26 protein-coding genes are annotated in these 24,073 nt (G+C 32.7%); 5 read left to right on the forward strand and 21 right to left on the reverse strand.

Features of this window, described 5'->3' with window-relative positions; translation table 11 throughout:
* Nucleotides 1-5: 5 nt before the first annotated feature.
* From ACYQ39_RS03995 to ACYQ39_RS04005, 3 genes are all read right to left on the reverse strand, one after another.
* Complete coding sequence (locus ACYQ39_RS03995) at nucleotides 6-533, reverse strand: DUF494 family protein (protein ID WP_459840580.1); 528 nt, start codon at nucleotides 531-533, stop codon at nucleotides 6-8.
* Between the two features lie 20 nt (nucleotides 534-553).
* Nucleotides 554-1,666, reverse strand: a complete 1,113-nt coding sequence (gene dprA, locus ACYQ39_RS04000) for a DNA-processing protein DprA (protein ID WP_459840581.1) — start codon at nucleotides 1,664-1,666, stop codon at nucleotides 554-556.
* Between the two features lie 331 nt (nucleotides 1,667-1,997).
* Nucleotides 1,998-2,900 (reverse strand): VanW family protein, encoded by a 903-nt coding sequence (locus tag ACYQ39_RS04005; RefSeq protein WP_459840582.1) that lies wholly within the window; start codon nucleotides 2,898-2,900, stop codon nucleotides 1,998-2,000.
* Nucleotides 2,901-3,017: 117 nt separating this feature from the next.
* Here ACYQ39_RS04005 and ACYQ39_RS04010 point away from each other — a divergent pair, with 117 nt between their 5' ends.
* The 3 genes from ACYQ39_RS04010 (at nucleotide 3,018) to ACYQ39_RS04020 (ending at nucleotide 5,951) form a co-directional block, all read left to right on the forward strand.
* The gene (locus tag ACYQ39_RS04010; RefSeq protein ID WP_459840583.1) at nucleotides 3,018-4,532 is read left to right on the forward strand and encodes a Mur ligase family protein; all 1,515 of its coding nucleotides are present in this window, start codon (nucleotides 3,018-3,020) and stop codon (nucleotides 4,530-4,532) included.
* Between the two features lie 67 nt (nucleotides 4,533-4,599).
* Nucleotides 4,600-5,307: a manganese catalase family protein gene (locus tag ACYQ39_RS04015; protein WP_459840584.1), complete on the forward strand. Its 708-nt coding sequence runs from the start codon at nucleotides 4,600-4,602 to the stop codon at nucleotides 5,305-5,307.
* Nucleotides 5,308-5,648: 341 nt separating this feature from the next.
* A complete protein-coding gene (locus ACYQ39_RS04020) occupies nucleotides 5,649-5,951 on the forward strand; it encodes a carbohydrate-binding protein (RefSeq protein WP_459840585.1) in 303 nt (100 codons plus the stop codon).
* Between the two features lie 222 nt (nucleotides 5,952-6,173).
* On the opposite strand, the gene ACYQ39_RS04025 is transcribed toward ACYQ39_RS04020, so the two are convergent.
* From ACYQ39_RS04025 to ACYQ39_RS04045, 5 genes are all read right to left on the reverse strand, one after another.
* On the reverse strand, nucleotides 6,174-7,070 hold the full coding sequence (locus ACYQ39_RS04025) for a hypothetical protein (protein ID WP_459840586.1): 897 nt from the start codon (nucleotides 7,068-7,070) through the stop codon (nucleotides 6,174-6,176).
* A 124-nt stretch (nucleotides 7,071-7,194) separates the two neighbouring features.
* The gene (locus ACYQ39_RS04030; RefSeq protein ID WP_459840587.1) at nucleotides 7,195-9,096 is read right to left on the reverse strand and encodes a bifunctional 2',3'-cyclic-nucleotide 2'-phosphodiesterase/3'-nucleotidase; all 1,902 of its coding nucleotides are present in this window, start codon (nucleotides 9,094-9,096) and stop codon (nucleotides 7,195-7,197) included.
* A gap of 163 nt (nucleotides 9,097-9,259) precedes the next feature.
* A complete protein-coding gene (locus ACYQ39_RS04035; protein WP_459840588.1) occupies nucleotides 9,260-10,669 on the reverse strand; it encodes a D-alanyl-D-alanine carboxypeptidase family protein in 1,410 nt (469 codons plus the stop codon).
* 172 nt (nucleotides 10,670-10,841) lie between these two features.
* Nucleotides 10,842-12,365, reverse strand: a complete 1,524-nt coding sequence (locus tag ACYQ39_RS04040) for a YifB family Mg chelatase-like AAA ATPase (RefSeq protein ID WP_459840589.1) — start codon at nucleotides 12,363-12,365, stop codon at nucleotides 10,842-10,844.
* Between the two features lie 10 nt (nucleotides 12,366-12,375).
* Nucleotides 12,376-12,729, reverse strand: coding sequence for a YraN family protein (locus tag ACYQ39_RS04045; protein WP_459840590.1), 354 nt, complete (start codon nucleotides 12,727-12,729; stop codon nucleotides 12,376-12,378).
* Nucleotides 12,730-12,912: 183 nt separating this feature from the next.
* On the opposite strand from ACYQ39_RS04045, the gene ACYQ39_RS04050 reads away from it, so the two are divergent.
* Nucleotides 12,913-14,775 carry a methyl-accepting chemotaxis protein gene (locus ACYQ39_RS04050; RefSeq protein WP_459840591.1) on the forward strand — a complete coding sequence of 621 codons (1,863 nt, stop codon included), beginning with the start codon at nucleotides 12,913-12,915 and terminating at the stop codon, nucleotides 14,773-14,775.
* A 44-nt stretch (nucleotides 14,776-14,819) separates the two neighbouring features.
* Nucleotides 14,820-15,371 (forward strand): FxLYD domain-containing protein, encoded by a 552-nt coding sequence (locus ACYQ39_RS04055; RefSeq protein ID WP_459840592.1) that lies wholly within the window; start codon nucleotides 14,820-14,822, stop codon nucleotides 15,369-15,371.
* Nucleotides 15,372-15,521: 150 nt separating this feature from the next.
* On the opposite strand, the gene ACYQ39_RS04060 is transcribed toward ACYQ39_RS04055, so the two are convergent.
* The 13 genes from ACYQ39_RS04060 to ftsY all read right to left on the reverse strand — a co-directional run bounded on the left by ACYQ39_RS04060 (nucleotide 15,522) and on the right by ftsY (nucleotide 24,050).
* Nucleotides 15,522-15,749 (reverse strand): hypothetical protein, encoded by a 228-nt coding sequence (locus ACYQ39_RS04060; protein WP_459840593.1) that lies wholly within the window; start codon nucleotides 15,747-15,749, stop codon nucleotides 15,522-15,524.
* A gap of 18 nt (nucleotides 15,750-15,767) precedes the next feature.
* Entirely contained in the window at nucleotides 15,768-16,538 is a 771-nt protein-coding gene (locus tag ACYQ39_RS04065; RefSeq protein ID WP_459840594.1) for a ribonuclease HII, read from the reverse strand.
* A gap of 32 nt (nucleotides 16,539-16,570) precedes the next feature.
* Nucleotides 16,571-17,422 (reverse strand): ribosome biogenesis GTPase YlqF, encoded by an 852-nt coding sequence (gene ylqF, locus ACYQ39_RS04070; protein WP_459840595.1) that lies wholly within the window; start codon nucleotides 17,420-17,422, stop codon nucleotides 16,571-16,573.
* Nucleotides 17,388-17,927, reverse strand: coding sequence for a signal peptidase I (gene lepB / locus ACYQ39_RS04075; RefSeq protein ID WP_459840596.1), 540 nt, complete (start codon nucleotides 17,925-17,927; stop codon nucleotides 17,388-17,390). The genes ylqF and lepB overlap by 35 nt, the downstream gene beginning before the upstream one ends.
* Nucleotides 17,928-18,046: 119 nt before the next feature.
* Nucleotides 18,047-18,394, reverse strand: a complete 348-nt coding sequence (rplS, locus tag ACYQ39_RS04080; protein WP_459840597.1) for a 50S ribosomal protein L19 — start codon at nucleotides 18,392-18,394, stop codon at nucleotides 18,047-18,049.
* Nucleotides 18,395-18,678: 284 nt separating this feature from the next.
* A complete protein-coding gene (locus tag ACYQ39_RS04085) occupies nucleotides 18,679-19,254 on the reverse strand; it encodes an RNA methyltransferase (protein ID WP_459840598.1) in 576 nt (191 codons plus the stop codon).
* A gap of 1 nt (nucleotide 19,255) precedes the next feature.
* Nucleotides 19,256-19,996, reverse strand: coding sequence for a tRNA (guanosine(37)-N1)-methyltransferase TrmD (trmD, locus tag ACYQ39_RS04090; RefSeq protein ID WP_459840599.1), 741 nt, complete (start codon nucleotides 19,994-19,996; stop codon nucleotides 19,256-19,258).
* Nucleotides 19,997-20,005: 9 nt separating this feature from the next.
* Complete coding sequence (rimM, locus tag ACYQ39_RS04095) at nucleotides 20,006-20,512, reverse strand: ribosome maturation factor RimM (protein WP_459840600.1); 507 nt, start codon at nucleotides 20,510-20,512, stop codon at nucleotides 20,006-20,008.
* A 120-nt stretch (nucleotides 20,513-20,632) separates the two neighbouring features.
* Nucleotides 20,633-20,863 (reverse strand): KH domain-containing protein, encoded by a 231-nt coding sequence (locus ACYQ39_RS04100; RefSeq protein ID WP_459840601.1) that lies wholly within the window; start codon nucleotides 20,861-20,863, stop codon nucleotides 20,633-20,635.
* A gap of 22 nt (nucleotides 20,864-20,885) precedes the next feature.
* Nucleotides 20,886-21,149, reverse strand: a complete 264-nt coding sequence (gene rpsP, locus ACYQ39_RS04105; protein WP_459840602.1) for a 30S ribosomal protein S16 — start codon at nucleotides 21,147-21,149, stop codon at nucleotides 20,886-20,888.
* Nucleotides 21,150-21,211: 62 nt separating this feature from the next.
* Entirely contained in the window at nucleotides 21,212-22,555 is a 1,344-nt protein-coding gene (gene ffh / locus ACYQ39_RS04110; protein ID WP_459840603.1) for a signal recognition particle protein, read from the reverse strand.
* Nucleotides 22,552-22,920 (reverse strand): YlxM family DNA-binding protein, encoded by a 369-nt coding sequence (gene ylxM / locus ACYQ39_RS04115; RefSeq protein WP_459840604.1) that lies wholly within the window; start codon nucleotides 22,918-22,920, stop codon nucleotides 22,552-22,554. Before ylxM ends, ffh begins: the two co-directional genes overlap by 4 nt.
* An 80-nt stretch (nucleotides 22,921-23,000) precedes the next feature.
* On the reverse strand, nucleotides 23,001-24,050 hold the full coding sequence (ftsY, locus tag ACYQ39_RS04120; RefSeq protein ID WP_459840605.1) for a signal recognition particle-docking protein FtsY: 1,050 nt from the start codon (nucleotides 24,048-24,050) through the stop codon (nucleotides 23,001-23,003).
* Nucleotides 24,051-24,073: the final 23 nt, after the last annotated feature.

Consider the following 24,073-nt stretch of genomic DNA (forward strand, 5'->3'; position numbering starts at 1 on the left):
TTTCTTTAATGAGCATACTCTCTTTCTCCTGCATTTATAATTCTAAATTCTGGAATCTCCTCTGCAAGAGCAGTCAGTTTAAATTCATCATCAATTTCTCCTTCTAATACTTCCCAAAAATCTAATGTATCAAGACGTGGCTTATGAGTAGCAACAGACTTAGCTATAACTGTTTCTAACTCCTCCTCTGTAATCAAATTCAAATAGTTTAGCTTAATAATAATTCCTTGTACATTTAAATTAAACTTAAATCTTTCTCTAAAGTCAAGAATTCGCTGTTTATTTTCATTAGAAGTTAATCTATTAGATTCTGTTTCATTATCCTGATTATCATCATCTTCAGTTATTTTTTCTGGCATATCTATTATTTCCGAAGAAGAAAAAATAAATTCAAAAGCTTGATTAATATCATTTAGCTCATATCCTTCTTCTTGTAAAGTACTAATTAATTTTTCTTCATCTACAGCTTCCTGTTCACTATTTAACATTCTTTTTACTAAATGACTAATTATTTTGAATACACTAGTATTCATTAATAAAACCCCTTCCTGACTCATTTTTCTGATCTTAACTTAAACTTCCTACCAGGTAACTGCTCTACTAATCCTTTAACTTCAAGCTCAAGTAAGACCGAATTTAATTGAGCTGAATCTAAATCTACACTATTGATTACAGTTTCAAACTGTTGAGGACTAATAGAAAGATTACGATATACTTGTTTTTGTTTCTTCGATAAATTATGAATCCTATTTTGATCTATTTTAGTCTGAACATTAGTGTCTGCTCTATTATTTTTTATAGGTAACTCTACTAAAATATCATCAATATCTTGCACTAATTTTGCTCCTGTCTTAATTAAGTCATTAGTACCTATACTCTGCTTTTTAGTAATATCACCTGGAATAGCAAATACTTCTCTACCTTGTTCTAAAGCTAGATTAGCTGTAATTAAAGATCCACTTTTTTGTGCTGCTTCTACTACAATTGTCCCTAAAGATAGACCACTAATAATTCGATTTCGGGCAGGAAAATGTTTGGCTTCAGGAGATGTTCCTAAAGGAAATGGTGTCAAGAGACTACCACTAGTTGTAATCTGCTTAGCTATCCCTTTATTTTCTGGTGGATAAATTCTATCTAAACCTGAACCCAAGATAGCAGAGGTACTACCAGTATGTAGAGCACCTTGATGAGCTGCAGTATCTATACCTCTAGCCAAACCACTAATTACTGAAATTCCTATCTCAGCTAGACGTTGACTTAATCTCTTAGCTACCTGTCGACCATAATCTGTACATTTTCTTGAACCTACAATAGCAATACAGGGCAGCTCTAGGTTAATTAATTCACCTTTATAATATAATACAGGTGGTGGATCATAGATTTCCTTTAGTAATTTAGGATAACATTCTTCACCTAAAGTTACAACCTTAACTTCTTCTTGCTTTAACTGCTCTAATTCTCTAGCAAAATTAAATTTATCTTTAGATTCTATAATTTGCCCACTGATTGAAGGACCAATTCCTGACACGTTATTTAGTTCTTCTCTACTAGCCGTCCAAATTCCTTTAGCATCTTTAAAATAATCAAGCAACTTTTTTATTCTTCTAGGTCCTAATTTCGGAACTTTAGTCAACCACATCCAATATAACTTACCTTCTAATTCCATAACCATTAACCCCTTTCTAGTAATATAAGTGTTAGTGTGAGGTATAAGTATTAATTTCTACCTTTTATTGATCTAGTGTATCACTTTTAGTGACACAGCCATCAACTACCTGTTGTATGTTAGCAGCTTATTTTCACGCAGAATTCATAGGATTCATAGGAATTAAAAATTTTAAAACCCAAGAAATAAAGCTTTACATCCCCTATGTTTTAATGATTTAAGACATATCTATGATTTTAATTTTGAACTGCTCACCCTACGAATTTCACAGAAAATATTCGTGATAAAGACTACCTACTCACATAGCTATAGCACAAAGTGACACTTTATATCAATTAATCTGAATTAAATAAACTATAACATAACGATCAACTAGATCTGTTAATATAATAACTGGTTGTTGGCTATTGTTTATAAAACTAAAATCTTTCTGACCTGGATATATAGTAGCATCTCGACCTTCAGGTACATAAGCAACCTTCTTACTATGATGATGACGTTCTATAATCTTTAATTTAGCTTCTTTAACAGCATTATAAAGAGTCGACGATACCTGACAGATACCTCCACCTGGCTTTAAAATATACCTATCTCCACTAATAATAGGTGCTTTCTTATACCCTTTGGCCATGGTAGGTTGCCCGATTAAATCATTAAATGAGAATTCTTCTTCTGGCTTTAAGTAATAATAATTCATCTTCTTTAAAGCCAATCTAATATTGTTCTTTCGAGCTTGTTTATTATTAGGTAGATAGGTAGTATAATGCCCAATAACTTTTGCTCTAGTCTGCTGTAATCTCTTCTTTAGACTAAAGTTAAAGCTTTTACCTTTCTTTAATACATCTTTAGTGATTGTTGGTTTAATAAATTTATAAACTGGCTCGACCTTCTCCTTAGCTTCAGCAGTAAGTAATTGCTGAATAGTTGCAGTAATATTCAACCTTTTTCCTTGCTTACTATAAAATACCTTGTCATTAAATTCAAAAGCATTTTGAGGTTGTCTTCTCTTCTGTCTAGCTAACTTAGCTAATAATTTAGTAATCTGCTTATAGCTTGAACCTCCCACCCTAACTTCATTAATAGTTACTCCAGTTGCAACCTTTAGCTGAGTAGTCTGATTCTGTTCTGGTAAAAAACTCTGATTATGATAGTAATTATAACCGACTAAACTAAATACTAATAGAATAATTACTGTTACATCTTTTAGAAATCTCTTTAGTCTTTTTTTAACCATATTCATCCCTCATTTAATTCAGTATACTTTTAGTATTAGTTGGTAGTAGAGTAAATATGTATTTTTTATCACATCTCTACACTAAAAGTATACTATAAGTATAAGGAGGGGTTATTAATGTTAAAAAATCATAATTTACAAGCATCTAGTCTTCCTCTCTCTCCATTAGTTGACAGGTTAGAAACTGAGTCTATTAATAACTTTAGGGATTATAAAGTCAAACAAGTTACTAATAATTCTAAGAAAGTAACAGAAGGTGCTTTATTTGTTGCTATTGAAGGTTTCAAAACAGATGGTCACCAATATATCCTAGAAGCAATTAAACAAGGTGCTGTAGCTATTGTTGGTGAGCAAGAGATTAACCTTCCTAAACCAATCCCTTATATCAAGGTTAAGAATAGTCGACAAGCCTTAGCCCAACTAGCAGCTCAATTTTATAATAATCCTAGTCAATATATGAGATTAGTTGGTGTTACTGGAACAGCAGGTAAGACGACAACTACAGCTATGCTTGATGCTATTAGTAATCAAGTTCTTGACAAGACAGGATTAATTGGTACCCTGCATACTAAAGTTGGCCAACAGACTTATTCTAATCCTAACCAGTGTACAACTCCTAATGCATTAGTACTACATAGGAGGTTGGCCCAGATGAAAGAGAAAGGAATTAGTTATACTAGTATGGAAGTCTCATCTCATGCTCTTAAACTTGATCGAGTCTGGGGCTTAGATTTTGATATTGGTATCTTTACTAATCTATCCCAAGATCACCTTAACTTTCATCAGACTATAGAAGATTATTACCAAAGTAAAGCTAAATTATTTACTAATCTTAAAGAGTCTGGAATAGCCATCCTTAATCTAGATGATGACCATACTTCTAGATTAATTGAAACTATTCGAGCTAATTATTATACCTATAGTATCAATAAACAGTCTCAAATTACAGCTGATAAGATCAACTTAACTAAACAAGGAATTACTTTTAGAATTAAGATTAATCAACCATTATCCACTTTAAATGGTAGGACTATTAAACCAACCACAATTAATATTAAATTATCTACTTTAGGCTATCATAATGTCTACAATGCATTAGCTGCTTTTACAGCTGGCTTGGCCTTGGGTTTTAAATTAAATGATATCAAACAAGGATTAGAAAGTTTTACAGGTATCAAAAGAAGAATGGAATTGATCTATGATCAGGACTTTACAATTGTCGATGACTTTGCTCATAATCCTGCTAGCTTAACTGCCAACTTTAAAACTATTAAAGATCTTGATTATGATAACTTAACTATAATTCACTTTCTTAAAGGAAAAAGGGGAGTTGCCGCTAACAGACTTAATGCTCAACTAATAGCTGATTGGAAAGAAAGATTAAATTTAAGAGAAATCATAACTACTAGAGCTGATTCTGAAGTAATTAGTAAAAATAAAGTTTTAACTCATGAAGAAAATGCCTTTACTAAGATTATAAAAGAAGCAGATATTAAAATTAATAACCACAAAAATTTAACTCCTGCTATTAAATTAGGCCTGAATAAAGTTAACAAAAATGACTTATTACTATTAGTTGGTGGTCCAGGTTTGGATAGAGGAAGGGAGATTATAAAACAAGAACTTTATTAATCAACTAGTATTAATAACAGAGCTTCTTCAAATAATAAACTTAACATTATAATAAGGAGTTGAAACTATGTTTAAACATGACAAAGAAATGTTACATGAAGTCAAAGTGGACCAACCAAATCCTGCTTATGCTACTATGATACAAGAACAATTAGGTGGAGCTAACGGTGAATTAAAAGCTGGGTTGCAATACTTTAGTCAAAGTTTTAGAATCCAGGATAAAGAAATTAAAGATCTATTTCTAGATATTGCCGCTGAAGAGTTTAGCCATGCTGAAATGGTAGCCCAAACCATTAATCTATTAAATGGTCATGATGTAGCCAATACCGATGATAGTATCGGACAGATAGAAGGTCAAGTATTAGGTGGTCTTTCTCCTATGTTAGCTAATGCTTCAGGATCACCTTTTACTGGTAATTTTATCAATGTAACTGGAGATGTAGTTGCTGATATCCTTTCTAATATTGCTGCTGAACAGAGAGCTAAAGTGGTCTATGAATATCTACATCGCCAAATCGATGATCAAGGTGTCAGAGAAACCATTGACTTTCTATTGAATCGTGAAGAAGCTCATAATGCCTTATTTAGAGAAGCTCTAAATAAGGTGCAAGAGAAAGATAACTCCTCTAATTATGACTTTGGTGTTACAGAAGACTCTAAATTATACTTTGATTTATCTACTCCAGGTAAATACTTTGCAGACCCTGATCCTGCTCCTCCTAGCTTTGATAATCCACGTAAAAGTAACAATCCAAATGATCAACCAGTACAATAATTTATTTGCTGTATAAAAAGAAATTAAATCCATAAACTAACTAAAGGTATAATGTATTACTTTCAGTGACACAGTCGTGTGTCGTGTGCTTTGAGCAAATGGTTTTTATTATGAAAGGTCTTGAGACCTGAAGGATGAGCCAATTCAAAAACTAAACCCTTATGTTCTTATATTTTAAGAATTTAAAATATGTCTATGGTTTTGAATTTAACTTGGCTAACGGCTAACGACAGACAGCTAATAGCTGTAGTACAAAGTACCATTTTATATAAATAAAGGTTAATTAACTCAATAATTCAACAAGCTAAGAATTATATAATCATAAGGAGGTAATCTATCTAATGCAAAGACCTGATGTTAATCTTGACCCAAGCCCTATTTATAGTGGAGATACAGTGACAATTAGTTACAAAGGTTTATTAGCTAAAAGTGGTGCTGATCAAGTATATCTTCATTGTGGAACAAGTACAGGTGATAATCAATGGCAGAATGTAAATGATATTAAAATGGATAAGAGTGATGATGGTTATTGGAGGGCACAGACAAAAGTACCAACTGGAAATAATCTAAATTTCTGTTTCAAAGACTCAGCTAATAATTGGGATAATAACAGTGGGCATAACTGGAGTCAAAAAATCAATTAAAAAAATTTAGCCTTCGATATAAATATCGAAGGCTTTTTACATGATGACTATTTTAATCTAGTATATCCTTTAATATTCCTTTAGGACTAACTGCAATAATCATATTTTCTAGATGCTGATAAATAATTCTGTTCACCCACGTTCTGTAACTAATTAATTCCCCATTGGCTTTAAGAGATGCAAATTGATACCCTCTTTTACTTTCAGTCGTATGTTCCCTGTCTATATACCATAAGTTCGTTTTTCTTTTTCACTTCTATATTCTTTTACTATATCTAATTCTAAATAATCATCCATCTTTTTACTTATCTTATCAGTTAATTTATCCAATTCAATTCCTAATTTAACTGTTTTATCATCAGCAAATAAGTTATTAACTCCTTTCTTCTTGATTGTTTGCTCTAGTTTGAATCTCCGTAATCTAATCTCTTTTTCAACTAAATCTACTAAAATAGGATACCAAACTTCTCTACTTATATTTCTTCTTTCAGCTAGCCTTTCTAAATTAAAAGCATCTACTCTTCTCTTTTCAACTTCTTTTATAAATAAAGTCTCCTTATCTTTATTTGTAAGTTCTAAGTTATAATATTCACTAGTCAGTAAAAAAGGAGATGAATCAAAATCATCAAATAAAAAACTGCCTTCATCATTATCTATTACATCAATAAGATCTTTAATACTCCCATCAGACTCAATCTGATGCTTAATTAACTTTTCTCTAGTATTAAAATAAATGGCTTCTTTAGCATATTCCTTCACTTTATCATCAGCAACTAATAAACTTCCTTCATAATCATCTAATATATCGAATCCATCATCTTGTAAAATAAAATAAATATAGTCATTGGCCTCATAAATTACTATAGAATTCTTCATCAACCCAGCTCTTGATTTGTACTTATTAATTCTATATAATCTATTTATTAAATCAGGTCCTTGTACTATTGTCATATTATCTACATACTTTTTTATTTTACTTAAATTATTTTGACGAAACTCTATTCTCCACTTTTCTTTATTATAAGATACACCCTCTACAGCTAATAAATCGTTAAATAATTTTTTATCTAAGTATTCTTTTATAGCATAAACATCTTTGGTTAATTTCCATATTTTCATTACTATCACCTTAAAAATCTTTTTCTTTAGTTTATCATACTATACCACTAGTTAAAAAGTTGATTAAATAAAAAAGAACGTGAGCCTTTTGGCCCACGTACTATAGCTACTAATAGAAATTTATTTATTTTGTCATATCTAATTTATAAACCCCCATACCATTCTCATCAGTTTCTAAGAGTTTAACTCCGTTAATCCCATACTCTTTAAAATATTCAGAGGCATCAGGATGTGAACGAAAAGTTACTGCCTTCTCTACTTCAACTGGCTTAATTCTCCAGTTATTAGTTGGTTCTGGATTAATTCTTCCTTTAGTTTGAATATATTTAATTATTTGATTTCGATTAACTACTCCGGATGGAGCATACACTGGATCTTCTTTTACACATGGAGGAAAGTCTCCACCACCACCAGCCCGATAATCATTAGTCACAACTAAAAACTCTTGATTAGAATTTAATGGCTTTCCTTTATATCTGGCATTAACAATTCTCTCTCCTACTGGTTTAGTAACATCAATCTCATATTCAATTCCTTCAATTACATCATAATTATAAGCAGAGAACTCGCTATTTAATAGTTGTTGTCTTTCAGAAGATTTAGGATCAATCTGGTTAAAGTTCTCTGCACTTCTCTCTAACCACTCAATTACTTGCTTACCATTTAATTTCATGACTCTAATTTGGTTTTCATAGATATAAATATCTGTTACATCACCAATTGTAATATCGCCTTTTTCAACTTCAGTAAAGTATTCAGCATCTTCTCTACCAGCTCTAAATGGTGCTGCAGCTGATAAAATTGGAAGATCAGAGAATTTTCCATTAGAAAATTCTCTTTTGGCCCACCAGATCTGAGCATCATTTATAATTTGAGTAACTGATGAATCCATAATTCGAGATACATAAGAGTATATATCTCGTTCTGCTTTTCCTAATGGGGTTCTGACATACTCAGTTGTATCTTGATGTATTTTTTGAGCCATTCTCTTAACCATAGGATGTGGTTTAACAGTTTCATTAATCTCTTTTAGCTTAGAGTCTGCTGTTGTTACTTTCCATTCTCCAGCTTGATGAACTAATTCTAAGTCAATTACTCCTAATGCACTTCCCCAAGAACTAGGCATTACTGCTGGAACTCCATTAATAGTACCTTCTTTACTATTAATTCCTTTAATACCTTCATAGCCTCCAGGCAACTTTCCATGCTGATGTCCTAAAATCATGGCATCTATACCATCTACCTGACTTAAATAATAAGCGGCATTTTCTCGACCATCATAAGAATCAATACCAGCAGTTGAAATTCCTGTGTGGGCTGCTGCTATTACAATATCAGCTTTCTTCTTCAACTCAGGCATATACTCTTTAGCTGATTCTACAATATCTTCAAAGATAATATTTCCTTTTAAATGGCCACTACCCCATCGAATAGTCTGAGGTGGTGTAAATCCTATTATACCTACCTTTAGTTTCTTGCCATCAACTTCTTTTTCTATTATTTGATACGGCTTAACATAAGTTCTATCTTTATCGCCAGCTAGCTTAATATTTGCTGATAACCAAGGAAACTTAGCTCCATCTCGGGCCAACTCAAAAAAGTCCATTTCGTAATCTTGTAGCTCGTGATTTCCTACTGCAGCAGCATCATAACCAGCTTTATTATATATCTTAACTATTGTTTGAGTTTCCCCTAACTTCAAAGGATTAAGTTGTGCTTCTTGACTTCCAATTAAACTACCTGAAATAAGATCACCATTAGAAATAAGAACTGTATTGTCTTTATTAGATCTTATTTCTTCAATTAAAGTATAGACCTTAGCAAAACCAATCGTCTCATCAACTTCATCAGACATATAATTATAAGGCATAATATGCTGATGAATATCTGTAGTACCCATAATTGTTAGATTATGTTCTGTTTTACTAGGCTCTGAACTAAAAGCTTCCACACCCAACGAAGTAACAGTAACTAATAAAGCAACAATCATCAGACTTAAAATAAACTTACCCGAGCTTTTAAACAATTAAATCACTCCTATTTAAAATAATATTAGTCAGAAAAACTAAGGAGGTTATAAAATTATAGTCTAATAATAAGTCAGACGTCTGACTTATTATTAGTTTAATTAATTTTAGCAATTTTGTCAAATTAATAACAAATAATTAAACCCAAAATAAAATTTATAATTATGCTCTACCAAAGTATTCTTCTAATGTAGTCTCATTTTGAGCAACTTCTGTTGCCAGATTTCCTCCAATATAACGAATATGCCATGGTTCATATCCATAACCTGTAATATCTTCTTTTCCTTCTGGATAACGTATTACAAACCCAAATTTAGGGGCATTTTCTTTAAGCCATTGCCCTTCTTCTGTCTCTCCAAAACTTTGTGTTAAATGAAACCCTACTTTAGGACTTGTCACATCCATTGCTAACCCAGTCTGATGTTCACTTTCGCCTGGCTTAGCACTAAACTGATTTGCACTCTGTAATCCATATCTCATAGCCTTTGCAGTAAATATTGATTCTTGTCTGTCATATGACCTATAACCTGAAATAGCATATAAATCTAGATCTTCCTGCTCTGCTGCCATAAATAATTCTTCAAGAGCCCTAGCTGCATCTTCTTTCATCAACTTCTTCTGATGGAATTCTTCAAAAGGAAAAGGCACATCTGGAACTACAAGATCTTCTGGAATATAATCTGAAGGTAGACTATTATTCTTATTAACTAGTACTGTATCGCTACTAGGATTAGAAACTGTAATGTGATCTGTTAATATTGACTGCTGTAAATAATCCTTAGTTTTAGGGCCATAGACTCCATCATTAATTAAATCTCCATATTGACTTTGAAAATCTAAAATTGTTCTACTAGTAACTTCTCCATAAACTCCATCTTCTACTAATGAATAACCTAGAGTATTAAGTCCTTTTTGTATCTGTTTTATATCTTCTCTATTATCACCTATACTATATACTCTATCAGGTAGTTGATTGACAAGTATTATCGTTTCTTGATCAGGAATATATAATTCTTGTCCAATATTAATTATATCATCTGTTAAGTCATTGGCTAATTTTAATTGCTTAACTGTCATATTATATTGCTGTGCAATCTCAAATAGAGTATCACCCTCTTTTACAATATAATCTCCTTGTTGTTGAGTAGGTACTTTTAGTTGTTGGCCCTCATAAATCAAGTTACTATCTAATCCATTAATTGATTTTAATTCAGAAACTGTTATCCCAAATTCATCTGCTATTTGATATAAAGTATCTCCAGATTGAACTATATATATATCTTGACTTTGAGTTTCTACTTGGCTGTTCTCTGCTCCAACTGCAGTATCAACATTAACAAAAGGCAGCGAAGCCACCAATAATGAACCCAACATAACATTAACTGTCTTTACTTTAAGATCAGGTAACTTATTCTTTATATATTTTCTGGCGCCCTTCTTTAAACTGGATCTTTCCTTATCAGATATCTCACCAAATTCATTAGCAAACTCAGTTGCTTGTTGATTTAGATATAATTTAACTACATATTCGTCTCCATCTTTAATTATTTTATGGTTAATAAACAATTCCATTTTTAACTCCTCCTTTCTAATATTTTATCTAAATAAAAAATAAATTATCTATCTAATATTGATTAAAATAATTTTCCAAATAACTACCTTTGTAAGTAACTATTAATATTTATCTATCTTTAAAAATAAGAAAACTTGCCAAATAGGCAAGTCTAAAGACTAATTGCTATTTTTAAATCTTAGTTGTATATTTCCTATCTAAACTTCGATACTGAATTGCTTCAGCAACTTGGTCAGAATTTATATCCTTTTTTTTATCTAAATCAGCTATTGTTCTAGCCAATTTTAAGATTCGATCATATGCTCTAGCACTTAAATTTAGCCTTTCAATAGCTTCCTTTAACAAAGTTCTAGCCGAACCACTTAATTTACAATACTTCTCCACTAACGCACTATCCATTTGAGCATTATAAGTAACTTCCATACCTTTAAAACGTTCAAGTTGTACTTCTCTAGCTGCAACTACTCTCTTTTTTATCTCAGCAGAGCTTTCTCCTTTTTCATAATCAGTCAACTGATCTACTTCCAACCTAGGAACCTCAAGATGAACATCTATTCTATCCATTAATGGACCAGAAACTTTGTTAAGATATTTCTTTACTTGATGTGGAGTACAACTGCATTCCTTTTTAGGATCACCATAATAACCACACCTACAAGGGTTCATTGCCGCTATCATCATAAATTGAGCAGGATAATCTAAAGTAGTCAATGATCTAGAGATAGTAACTTCTCCATCTTCTAAAGGCTGCCTAAGCACCTCTAAAACATTCTTTTTAAACTCTGGTAACTCATCTAAAAATAAGACTCCATGATGGGCCAAACTGACTTCACCAGGTTTAGGTATTCTCCCTCCACCAATCAATCCAGTATTAGAAGTAGTATGATGTGGACTTCTAAAAGGACGCTTGGTAATTAAAGGGGTAGATAACTTACCAATAATACTATAAATCTTAGTAACTTCAATAGCTTCTTCTCTACTTAATGGTGGTAAGATAGTAGGTATTCTCTTAGCCAGCATTGTCTTACCTGAACCAGGCGGGCCAACCATTAAAACATTATGCCCACCTGCTGCAGCCACCTCCAAAGCCCGCTTAGCATGTTCTTGGCCTTTGACATCACTAAAATCAATTCTATATTCAGACTGTTGAGAATCTACTGCTGTAACAGTTGGAGTTATATTTAGTTGGTTATTTAAATATTCAACAGTTTCTTGTAAAGTCTGAACTGGAATTATCTCTATTCCCTCTACTATAGCAGCTTCCTCTGCATTTTCTTGAGCTACTAAAACTCCCTTCTTACCTGTTTCTTTAGCCGCTAAAACCATAGGCAAAATACCTTCAGTACTTCTTACCTGTCCATCTAATGATAGCTCACCAATTAAGACATACTCATCTAACTTATCTTCTTCTATTACTCCAGTAGCTGCCAAAATACCTACTGCAATAGGCAGATCAAAGGCTGGCCCTTGTTTCTTTATATCTGCTGGAGCTAAATTAACTGTAATCCTTTTAACTGGAAACTTAAAATCAGAATTCTTAATAGCTGCCTTTACTCGCTGTCTAGATTCTCGAACTGCTGTATCTGGCAAACCTACAATCTGAAAAGCAGGTAATCCTTTAGCAAGGTCAATCTCTACTTCTACTAAGTAACCTTCTATACCTAGAACAGCATTACTAGCTGTTTTAGCTAACATATCTTCCCTCCTAAACTAAAAAAGCATTTCTAATCAACTCAATCTTATAATCTTTTTGAATTTGAGAAATAGCTACTACATCAAAACGACAGTCTACTTCTAAATTATGTTCAATTAAATAATAATTAGCAACTCTCCTTAAATGAGTTTGTTTCTGATAATCAACTTGCTGTTGTGGCTCAACAAAAGAATCCCCTCTAACCAATTTGACCTCTATAAATACTAGATAATCACCCTCATAAGCAATAATATCTACTTCTCCATAACGAGCCCAAAAATTTTCTTCTTGTATTCTATATCCTTTTTCTTGTAGAAACTTTTTAGCAACATATTCACCTTGTTTTCCTATCTCTCGTGTATTCATTATCTTTCCTCCATTAATTCTAAAACATAATTTAACCATCAGAGTAATAATTATTCATATTATCTAAAAACTAAAGAATTGTAATCTAAAATCTATTATGATATTATTTTAATATATAATAAATTTTTATAACTTACACTAAATTTAACAAAGTAATAGATTAACTAATCAAGGAGGCAAAAAATGCTAAAGAGTATCAAAGGAAAGATGAGCTTAATAATTAGTCTAGTAATCTTCTTACTTATAAGTAGTAGCACTTGGTTAATTTATAACCAAGCTCAAAATATTTTACAACAGACCATCCTAACTGAAGCAAAAAATAACGCCCAACAGAATGCTAAAATTATCGATATTTGGTTACAGGAAAAACGAAAAGAGATTAAAAACCTATCTTACATAAGAGATATCCAATCAATGGACTGGAATAAACAGCTGCCTACTCTTAAGAAGATAGCCAACAAAGATAAAGATATTGAATCTTTATTTATTGTCGATCCAAAAGGCAACATGAGAGATACCTCAAATGTTAGTGCCAATGTTGCTCATCAAAACTATTTCCAAGAAGTTAAAAAAAATAAAGAACAAATAGTTTCTAAAACACTTAAAAGCTTTAAAACCGGAAAACCAATTGTTATCATTGCTAATCCAATCTATAATAATAATAAATTTGTAGGAGTAGCTGGAGGAGTTATTACCCTTAATATTTTACAAGATTTAGTTAAAGATATGAAAATAAATAATTCAGGCTACGGTTGGATTATTAACCAACACTTAACTACTATTGCTCATCCAAATAACAAATATTTAGGTAATAAAGAGATATTTAAAGATGGAAATAATCAACTAAAAGAAATTGCTAATAAAATGTTAAATAAAGAATCTGCTACTACTTCTTATCAATTACAAGGTGAAAAGAAGAGAGTTGCATTTGCTTCTATTAAAGAAACAGGCTGGGCTATTGGAATGACAATAAAAGATAAAGATATGCTAAGTCCTCTTAGTGTAATCAGACAGAGTACTTTAATAACCAGTCTACTTGCTATTATTTTAGGTATAGCTGTTGCCTACTTTATTGCTCTTAAAATTACTAAACCAATTTTAGCAGCTTCTAATTTTGCTAATAAAATTGCTACTGGTAATCTAAAAGTAGAAGAATTAGAAGTAGATACACAAGATGAAGTAGGCCACCTAATGCAATCTTTAAATAAAATGCATAATAGTTTAAGACAAATTATAACTAATCTTCTTGAATCAGCAGAAGACTTATCAGCTTATAGTGAAGAGTTATCTGCCTCAGCTCAAGAAGGAAATGCCACAATAGAAAATACTGATAACTTAATTAAGAGTATATCAGCTAGTATTCAACAAATCTCAGCTAATACACAACAAGTAAATAATTTTGCTCAAAAGACTACCTCTAAAACAGAAACTGGTAGCCAAAATATTAAAGAAACAATCAGCAGTATGAAAGAGATTAATCAAGCAGTTGCAAATACTACTCAAGTTATTAATAATCTAAGTAATACCTCACACGAAATTGAAGAGATTATTAACTTAATTGGTGATATTGCTGAACAGACTAATTTGTTAGCTCTCAATGCTTCTATTGAAGCAGCCCGAGCAAATAATACTAAAAATTCCACTTCGGGCCAAGGATTTACTGTAGTAGCAGAAGAGATTAGACAGTTAGCTACAGAAACTAATCAAGCTACAAATAATATTGCAGATTTAATTGCTGAAACCCAAGAAAAATCCAATATTGCTTTAGACTCTATTCAAAATGTTAAAACTAAAGTAGAACAAGGAGAATCTATCACTCAAAAAGCTGGAGCAATTTTTACTGAGATTGAAGAAGCTAGTGAAAAGACAACTACTCAAATCCAGCAGACTGCTAGTGCTACTGAAACTCTAGCTCAAGATAGTAGTCAAGTAACTAATGCTACAGAAGAAATCAAGAATATGTCTAATGAAATTACTAATTCCTCTCAAGAATTAGCTACTATGGCACAAAAGATTCAGAGATTAGTAGATGAATTTGAAATTTAATTTTAAGTATTATGACTTAAAATTATAGACTGGAGGAATTACTTATGATTAAAAAAATAACTAGTTGGTTACTAATCAGCCTATTATCAATTGGTTTTACTGTTTTAGCTCAAGAATATCTAATTATTGAACAAGAACAAGTTAAATTAAGAAAAGATCCTAGTGGCACAATTATAACTGACTTGCCTACAGATAAGCAGATGGAGGTAGTTGCTACAGCAGGCGATTGGGTAAAAGTAAAAGGAAAAGTTGAAGTAGAAGGTTGGATTCCTAAAGATGAAACCTCTTTAGCAGAAGATGACACCGAAACAACAGATAAAACTGAAATCAAGGGTGGTTTTACCTGTAATAACATCCATTTTACTAATCGTAATGGACTAATTGAAGTTAATGGAGAGATAAGCAATCACTCAGGAAAAAGATACCACATTGCTACCTTTACTATTACTCTGTATGGTAACCAGAATCAAAAAATTGGGCAAGGTTATATTAATATTGGTAATTTCACTGATGGAGAAACAGAAGATTTTTCAGCTGTAATTAATGGTAAATTTTCTTCTATTCAAGATTATAAGATTCGTTTTCAAAATGAATAACATAATCATCCAAAAAATCCTACTTTTTTGATACTTAAATTCTGATTAATTACATATAATAAGATTAGAAAGTAGTCCAAAGACTACTTTTTAATATAGATCATTAATAAGTTACCCCTCCAGATATCTGGAGGGGTTAACTAATTCATATTATACTTTAATATCAATTGAACCTGGTTCTATACCATCTTCTCTTTTTAAGACTCTTAAAACCAACTGACCTTGATAAAAACCTTTTACCTTTACCTTTACCTCTTCACCTACTTCTAAATCTACTAGAACCCTAGCTTCAATAGCCCGTTTACCAAATTTGATAACTGCTGTCTTTTCTTTAACCTCTAATACAACTCCTTCTAATACATCACCAGCTTGCACCATTTACCTCAACTCCTAAACTTATTTAGCAACTACCTCAAAGGAAGTTCGATGAATTGGGCTTGGCCCTTGTTCCCGTAAAGCAGCAATATGTTCAGCAGTACCATAACCTTTATTACCTGCTAAATTATAGTGGGGATATTCTTTATCATATTCTACTAATATATGATCTCTAGTCACTTTAGCAATTACTGAAGCAGCAGCAATAGAAATACTACGACTATCTCCTTTAGTAATTCCTTGTTGTGGTAGATCAGAATCAGGAATCTCTTCAGCATCAATCAATAGATAGTCTGGAGACTGATCCAAATCATCTATAGCCTGCTCCATAGCTTCATAAGTAGCATTTAAAATATTAACTTCATCAATACGTTCATTATCAATGATTCCTACTCCTATATCTAAGGCTTTAGTTTGAATAATATCATATAATTCTTCTCTCTTCTTTTCACTTAATTTCTTAGAATCATCAAGCCCTAGAATTTCTTCTTCTAGAGGCAAAACTACTGCTGCAGCTACCACTGGGCCAGCTAACGGTCCTCGGCCTGCTTCATCTATACCAGCAATGAATTGATATCCCTGATCCTGTAATTCATTTTCATACTTACTCATTTCAATAAACTTTTCTTTTTCTGCTACTCTTTTTTGTTTCTTTCTTCTTAATCTTTGAGCAATCTGCTGCACACCAGTTCTATTATCTGACTCTAATCTAGAGATTAAATCTTCTGAAATCTGCTCTAAATCTGTTACTTTCTTTTTAATCTCCTTAATAGTTAACTCACTTGCTTTCATTTGTAAGCCTCCTCTATAAAGACATAACTTTATTATTTTGTTGAAGGAAGTTCTAAAGTTAGTCGACCCAGTTTACCTTCTCTATATTCTTTTAAAACAATATTTGATGTTCTATCTCTATCGATTCTTCCTCCTGACTGTAAACAACCTCTCTTTCTTCCAATTTCAGCAACTAATTCATAAGTATCAGAAGTTAAATAATCTAACTTAAAACGTTGTTGTAACCTTTCTGGGGCCAACTCCTGTAAGATTTGGACCAACTTATAAGCCAACAATTCATTATCGAAACTACCTTCTTTAATTGCTCCACAGATTCCTAATTTAACTCCCACCTCTTGATCTTCAAATTTAGGCCATAGGATTCCAGGTGTATCTAATAACTGAAAACCTTTTTTTAATTTAATCCACTGTTGGGCCCGAGTAACACCTGGCTTATTACCTGTTCTAGCCGAGTTTTTATTACTTAATTGATTGATTAATTGTGATTTACCTACATTAGGAATTCCTACAATCATTAGCCGAATATCCTTTCTTCTTCGACCTTGAGTAGCTAATTCTTCTCTCTTATCTGCCATTAAGTTATTAGCCTGCTCAAATACTCTATTTACTCCCTTACCTGTTAAGGAATTAACTGTTAGAACTGGAATCTCCTGCTTAGAAAAATAATTTAACCAACTTTGAGTTGCATTTGGGTCGGCTAAATCCTTCTTATTCAAAACAACTATCCTTTTCTGATCCTGTAATAAATTTTCTAAATCAGGATTACGACTACTAAGTGGAATTCTTGCATCTAATAACTCAATTACTACATCAATTAACTCTAACCTTTCCTTTACCTTATTTTTAGCTTTAGCCATATGCCCTGGATACCATTGAATAGCCATTATTTATCACTCCTATTAATCTTATTCTACTTAGAGGCCAAAAAATAACTGTTGCTTTTCCTACAATATTCTCTTTAGGTACAAAGCCCCAAAATCTACTGTCCTCACTATTATTACGGTTATCTCCTAAAACAAAATAGTTATTAGGTGGTATCTCTATCTCTGGATAGTCAGTATAACTCTTTTCTAAAGTATAATCTTCTTTTAACAGCTGCCCATTAATATATACCTTACCATCAACAATCTTAATTTTATCTCCTGGTAACCCTATAACTCGTTTAATGAACTTACGACTAGGATCAACTGGATAATTAAAGACAATTATCTCTTGTCTTTTTGGCTCTCTAAATCTATAAACTAATTTATTAGCAAAGATTCTATCTCCTGGCTGTAAAGCAGGTTTCATTGAGCCTGAAGGAATATAAAAAGCCTGTACCACAAAAGTAATTAAAAAAATAGATATAATAACTGCCCAGACTATAGATTCTAAATACTCTCTTATCATCTTTTGCCTCCTAACAAGCCTCTATCACTAACTATATTACCCACAACTTATTACTAATATAAAAAAGAGACAGGTCCATAAAGACCAGTCCCTTTCTTAAGTACTTAAATAAATTATAATTAACCTCTTCTTTTCTCCTTAACTCGAGCAGCTTTACCTCTTCTCTCTCGCAGATAGTATAACTTAGCTCTATTAACGTCTCCCTCTTTTACAACCTCAATCTTATCAACCTTAGGAGAGTGTAATGGGAAGATACGTTCTACACCAACACCAAAGGAAATCTTTCTAGCAGTGAAAGTCTCACCAGCTCCTCCACCTTGGCGTTTAATTACAATACCTTCAAAAACCTGAATTCTTTCTTTGCCACCTTCTGTTACCTTATAGTGAACCTTAACAGTATCTCCAGCTTTAAATTCTGGAAGACCATCTTTCATCTGCTCTTGCTCAACAACATCAACTAAATTCATTTCTATTTCCTCCTTTGTCGTGACGTTCTTATCTATTTTTTAGGCCATAGATAGAGGACCGCCCGTTTTTTACACGAAATTTATTATAACATAGCAATAGCTTAATTACAAGTGGTACTTAACACTTACAAGCAATTTTCCTTGGTAATAGTAACCTTATTTATACACAGCTATCAGCAATTGGTTTCTATTACGGAAGGTCTTGTTTTTTAAACCTAAAGGATCTGCCGTATGCCACCAACAGATGACAGATAGCTGATAGCCGTAGCACAGTGCCACTTTAATTAAGTCCACCACTGCTCTCCTAATAATCTATCAAGCATAATAGAAGCAGCGCTTCTAACAGATAGATGATTATAATCTCCAACACCAGAAATAGGTTCTAAAATATAATCAGTTGACTGCATTACTTCCTTAGTCAGTCCCCATCCAGTTCCTAGTAATAACAAATAAGGATTCTCCTGCTTTTTCATCTCATTTCTTAGCTTACGAAAAGTTATAGTATTAGGATAAGTACGAGCATCAGTAGTAATCACTACTGGAGATTTTCCTTCTCTTTCTTCAATATCTGCAACTACATCTTCTAATTCACTTTCAATTTGAATTATATTAAATGCTTCTTTACGATCGGGATTATATTCAGCACCAAAATCACTGGACCAATACTCATTCATTCGTTCAACTATAGCTTGTTGTGATTCTAAAGGATTAACTACATAATATTGATTTAAATTATAGGTTCTACTGGCTCTGGCAATATCATGCAAGTCAAGATTAGTAACAGTTGTAGTAATTACCTCCATATTCTTATTATAAACTGGATGATGTAATAAAGCTAAATAAAGATTTGCCCGACTCATTTTAACCTTCCTTTCCTAACTCAACTTTAATCTCAGCTAATAACTCTTTATCTGTCTTAGATAATTCCTTTTCTTCTAATAAATCTGGTCGTCTAATTAATGTCTGCTCTAATGACTTTTTTCTCCTCCATCTATCAATTTTAGCATGATTACCACTTAATAATACATTAGGTACTTCTAAGCCTTGATACTCTTGTGGACGAGTATATTGAGGATAATCTAGTAGTCCCTGATAAAAAGAGTCTTGAACTACTGACTCTGAACTACCTACCACTCCAGGTACTAGACGAGAAATAGCATCCATCATTACCATAGCCGGTAACTCGCCACCAGTTAAGACATAATCTCCAATTGAAACTTCATGAGTTACTATCTCATTTCTAACTCGCTGGTCAATACCTTCATAATGCCCACATAAGAAAACTAACCTATCCTTTTGAACTAAATCTTTAGCTAAAGATTGATTAAAAGTTTCACCTTGTGGCGTTAAGAATATAACTGGTGTCTTATCTTCTACCTCTAAACTATCAACAGCTCTAAAGATAGGCTCAGGTTTAAGCACCATACCTACTCCACCACCATAAGGATAATCATCAGCTTGATTATGTTTATCCCGGCAATAATTACGAATATTATGTAGATTAAAATCAATTAACTCTTCTTTTTGAGCCCGTTTTAAAATACTAGCATCCAAAACATTACTAAACATTTCAGGAAATAAAGTTAGAATATCAAATTGCATACTATCCTCCTATCTTAAACCAGCTGGTAATTCAACCTCTAACTTGTTACTATCTAAATCTACTTCTGCAACAACATCTTTAAGAGCAGGAATAAGTATCTCTTCCTCTCCATCAGTAACTACATAAACATCATTAGCTCCTGTCTCTAAGATACTTTCAACCTCTCCTAAATATTCTTCTTCTATAGTATATACTTCTAAACCTACTATCTGATAAAAATAATAACTATCTTCCTCTAATTCTCTAGTTTCTGACTTAGGAACCTTTATTTTATATCCTTTATACTCAATAGCTTGACCAATATCATCACAACCAATAAATTTAAGAATTACAAATCCTTTATGGAATCTAACTTGTTCTATAGTTACTTCTAGTTGATTACGACCTTTTATTAAATAAACTTCTTCTAACTCTTCAAAATGTTCAGGAAAGTCAGTTAATGCTTTAACACGTACTTCTCCTTTATTACCTTGATGGCGTGTTATTTTTCCCATAGTAATTAGTTCTTCTGTCACTTTATTTCACCTCTCATCAATTCTTTATAATTATAGTTTAGGTTTTTTTATATCAAATATATACCTTAAATTTTAAAATAACAAAAGGCTAGAGCTTTTAGCTCTAGCCTTCTCTAACCTTTACTGTATAATTTCTACAATAACCCGCTTGTCCTGTTTAGTTGCTGCTGCTTTAACTACAGTTCGAATTGCTTTGGCAATCCGCCCTTTTTTACCAATTACCTTACCCATATCTTCATCAGCAACTTCAAGTTCTAGAATAACAGACCTAGAACCTTCCACATTGGTTACTTTAACTTCCTGTGGGTTATCAACAATATTTTTAGCAATTAACTCTAATAGCTCTTTCAAACAGAGCACCTCCAGCTAAAGGTTACTTCATTTCATCAAACTTCTTCATGATACCTTCCTTACTGAATAAATTACGAATAGTATCAGAAGGCTTAGCACCATTTTGTAACCATTCTAAAGCCTTATCTTCATTAATTTCTACAGTTTCAGGCTCAGTAGTAGGGTTATAAGAACCGATTTCTTCGATAAATGCTCCATCACGAGGATTACGAGAATCAGTAACTACTAATCTGAAAGCAGCATTTCTATTAGAACCAATTCGCTTTAATCTAATCTTAACTGCCATATTTGTCACCTCCTCTAATTTGATCGTAAGTTATGAGTAAAAAACTCATAGCTTATATTTATTTAAAAGAAAGGAAAGTTCATTTTCCCTTTCATCTTACCTGCCATTCCTTTTTGTGCATCACCTAGCTGATCCATCATCTTCTTAGTCTGCTTAAACTGTTTCAATAATCGATTAACCTGTTGAACTGAAGTTCCACTTCCTTGCGCAATACGTCGTCGACGACTACCATTAATCATCTCTGGATTACGCCGCTCTTCTATAGTCATAGAATTAATCATTGCTTCAATATAATCTAATTGTTTCTCATCCATATTAAGGTTCTTCAACTTCTGTCCTACACCTGGAATCATACCTAGTAATTCATCAAGTGGCCCCATATTCCTTACTTGCTCTAACTGATCTAAAAAGTCCTCTAAGGTAAATTCCTTACGGCGTAGTTTCTCTTCTAGTTCTTTAGCTTTCTCTTCATCCATCTGTTCTTCAGCTTTTTCAATTAAACTTAGTACATCTCCCATACCTAAGATTCTAGAAGACATTCTATCTGGATGGAAAGCCTCTAAATTATCCAACTTTTCTCCAGTACCAACAAATTTAATCGGTTTACCAGTTACAGAGCTAATAGATAAAGCAGCACCACCACGAGCATCACCATCTAACTTGGTTAAGACAACGCCATCTACACCTAAAGCATCATCAAATTCTTCAGCAACATTGACAGCATCCTGACCAGTCATAGCGTCAACAACTAATAGAATCTCATGTGGAACCACTTCTGATTTAATCTGCTTTAGTTCATCCATCAACTTCTCATCAATATGAAGTCGACCAGCTGTATCTATAATTACTACATCATGTCCATTAGACTCAGCATGACTAATACCAGCTTTTGCAATATCTACAGGGTCTTGTTCATCACCCATACTAAAGACAGGTTGATCTAATCTATCACCTAACACCTGTAACTGTTTAATAGCTGCTGGTCTATAAACATCTCCTGCTACTAAAAGAGGATTCTTACCCTCATTCTTAAATTTTTTAGCTAACTTACCAACAGTAGTTGTCTTACCAGCACCCTGTAAACCAGACATCATAATTACTGTTGGAGGATTAGAAGCAAAGCTAACTTTACTCTGCGTTCCTCCCATTAGATCTGTTAACTCTTCATTAACTATCTTAATTACCTGCTGGGCTGGAGTTAAACTCTCTAATACCTCATGCCCTACAGACCTTTCTTCTACCTTTTTAATAAAATCTTTAACTACTTTATAATTTACATCTGCTTCTAACAGGGCCAACTTTACCTCTCGTAAAGCCGTTTTTACATCATCTTCAGATAACTTTCCTTTTCCCTTCAATTTATCAAAAGCATTCTGTAACTTTTCAGATAATCCCTCAAAGATCACTCTAACTCCCCCTCTTGATAAGTCTCTAGTCGGGCCAATATCCCTTCTAACTCAGCCAATTCTTCTGATTCTAATTTGGGGCGAATCTGATCTATTATAGTTGATAGTTTATCTATTTCAGTTTGAATTGCATCATAATAAGTAGTCAATTCCAACTTTTTATCATACTTCTTGAGCGCTGCTTCAGCACGTTTTATATTGTCATAGACTGCCTGGCGACTTATATCTTGCTGTTTAGCAATTTCACCTAATGACAGATCATGATAATAATAAAGTTCTACTAAATCCTGTTGTTTTTCAGTCAATAAAGAACTATATAGACTAAATAATCTACCTACCTTAACAACTCGTTCTAAATCTAACACAGAATCACCTGCAATCCAATTAGGCGTTAAGTATTATGACTTAACACCGAGATATAATATAACATAACTTCTTAACTTTGTCAAGCAGTTAAGGCACGTTCATCAAATAAAGCAGCAATAAAGGAATCAGCCTCAAAGTCTTGTAAATCAGCTACATCTTCTCCTACCCCAATCAACTTAATTGGAATATCTAACTCTTCTTTAACAGAAATAACAACTCCACCTTTAGCAGTTCCATCTAGTTTAGTTAAAGCAATCCCATCTACATCTACAGCATGATCAAACTTTTTAGCTTGTGAGACTGCATTTTGACCTGTTGTAGCATCTAGAACCAATAAAACTTCAACCTTCATTTCATCTCCTGCTTGATTAGTAATTACCTTCTTTACTTTTTGTAACTCCTGCATCAAATTGTCTTGAGTATGTAGCCGACCTGCTGTATCAACAATTAATAAATCAGTTTCTCTAGACTTAGCAGCTTCTACTGCATCATAAGCTACTGCTGCTGCATCTGCTCCCTCTTGATGAGAAATAATATCAGTTCCTACACGAGAAGACCAAGCCTGTAACTGTTCAATAGCTGCTGCTCGAAAGGTATCACCTGCTGCTAGTAATACTTTCTTGTCTGCCCCTTTAGCTCGTTGAGCAATCTTCCCAATAGTAGTTGTCTTTCCTACACCATTGACTCCTACTACCATTAAGACTGTTGGTTTATCCTGTTTCTCAACTTCAGTCTGTCCATCTAATAATTCAGTCAACTCTTCTTTAAGTATCTTTGTTAATTTAGAAGGCTCTTTAATCTTCTCTTCATCAGCTCTAGTCTTTAATTTTTCTACTAACTTCATTGTTGTATGGACTCCTACATCAGCTTGAATTAAAATCTCTTCTAAATCTTCAAATAATTCATCATTAATAGTAGAATATCCTTTAAATAAGCCTTGAATCTGATCAACAAAACCTTTTCTTGTCTTACTTAACCCTTTCTTTAAACGGTTGAATAATCCTCCTTTATCTTCCTCCTCTTCCTTACTTTCATCTTCTATTACTTCACTTATTTCTTCCTCTGATTCTTCTTTAATATCTTCTTCCTCTTCTTTACCCTTTCCAAAACCAAAAATCTTCTTTAACATATTAATCCTCCTCTTGTTTGTAT

This window comes from Halanaerocella petrolearia (assembly GCF_054657875.1).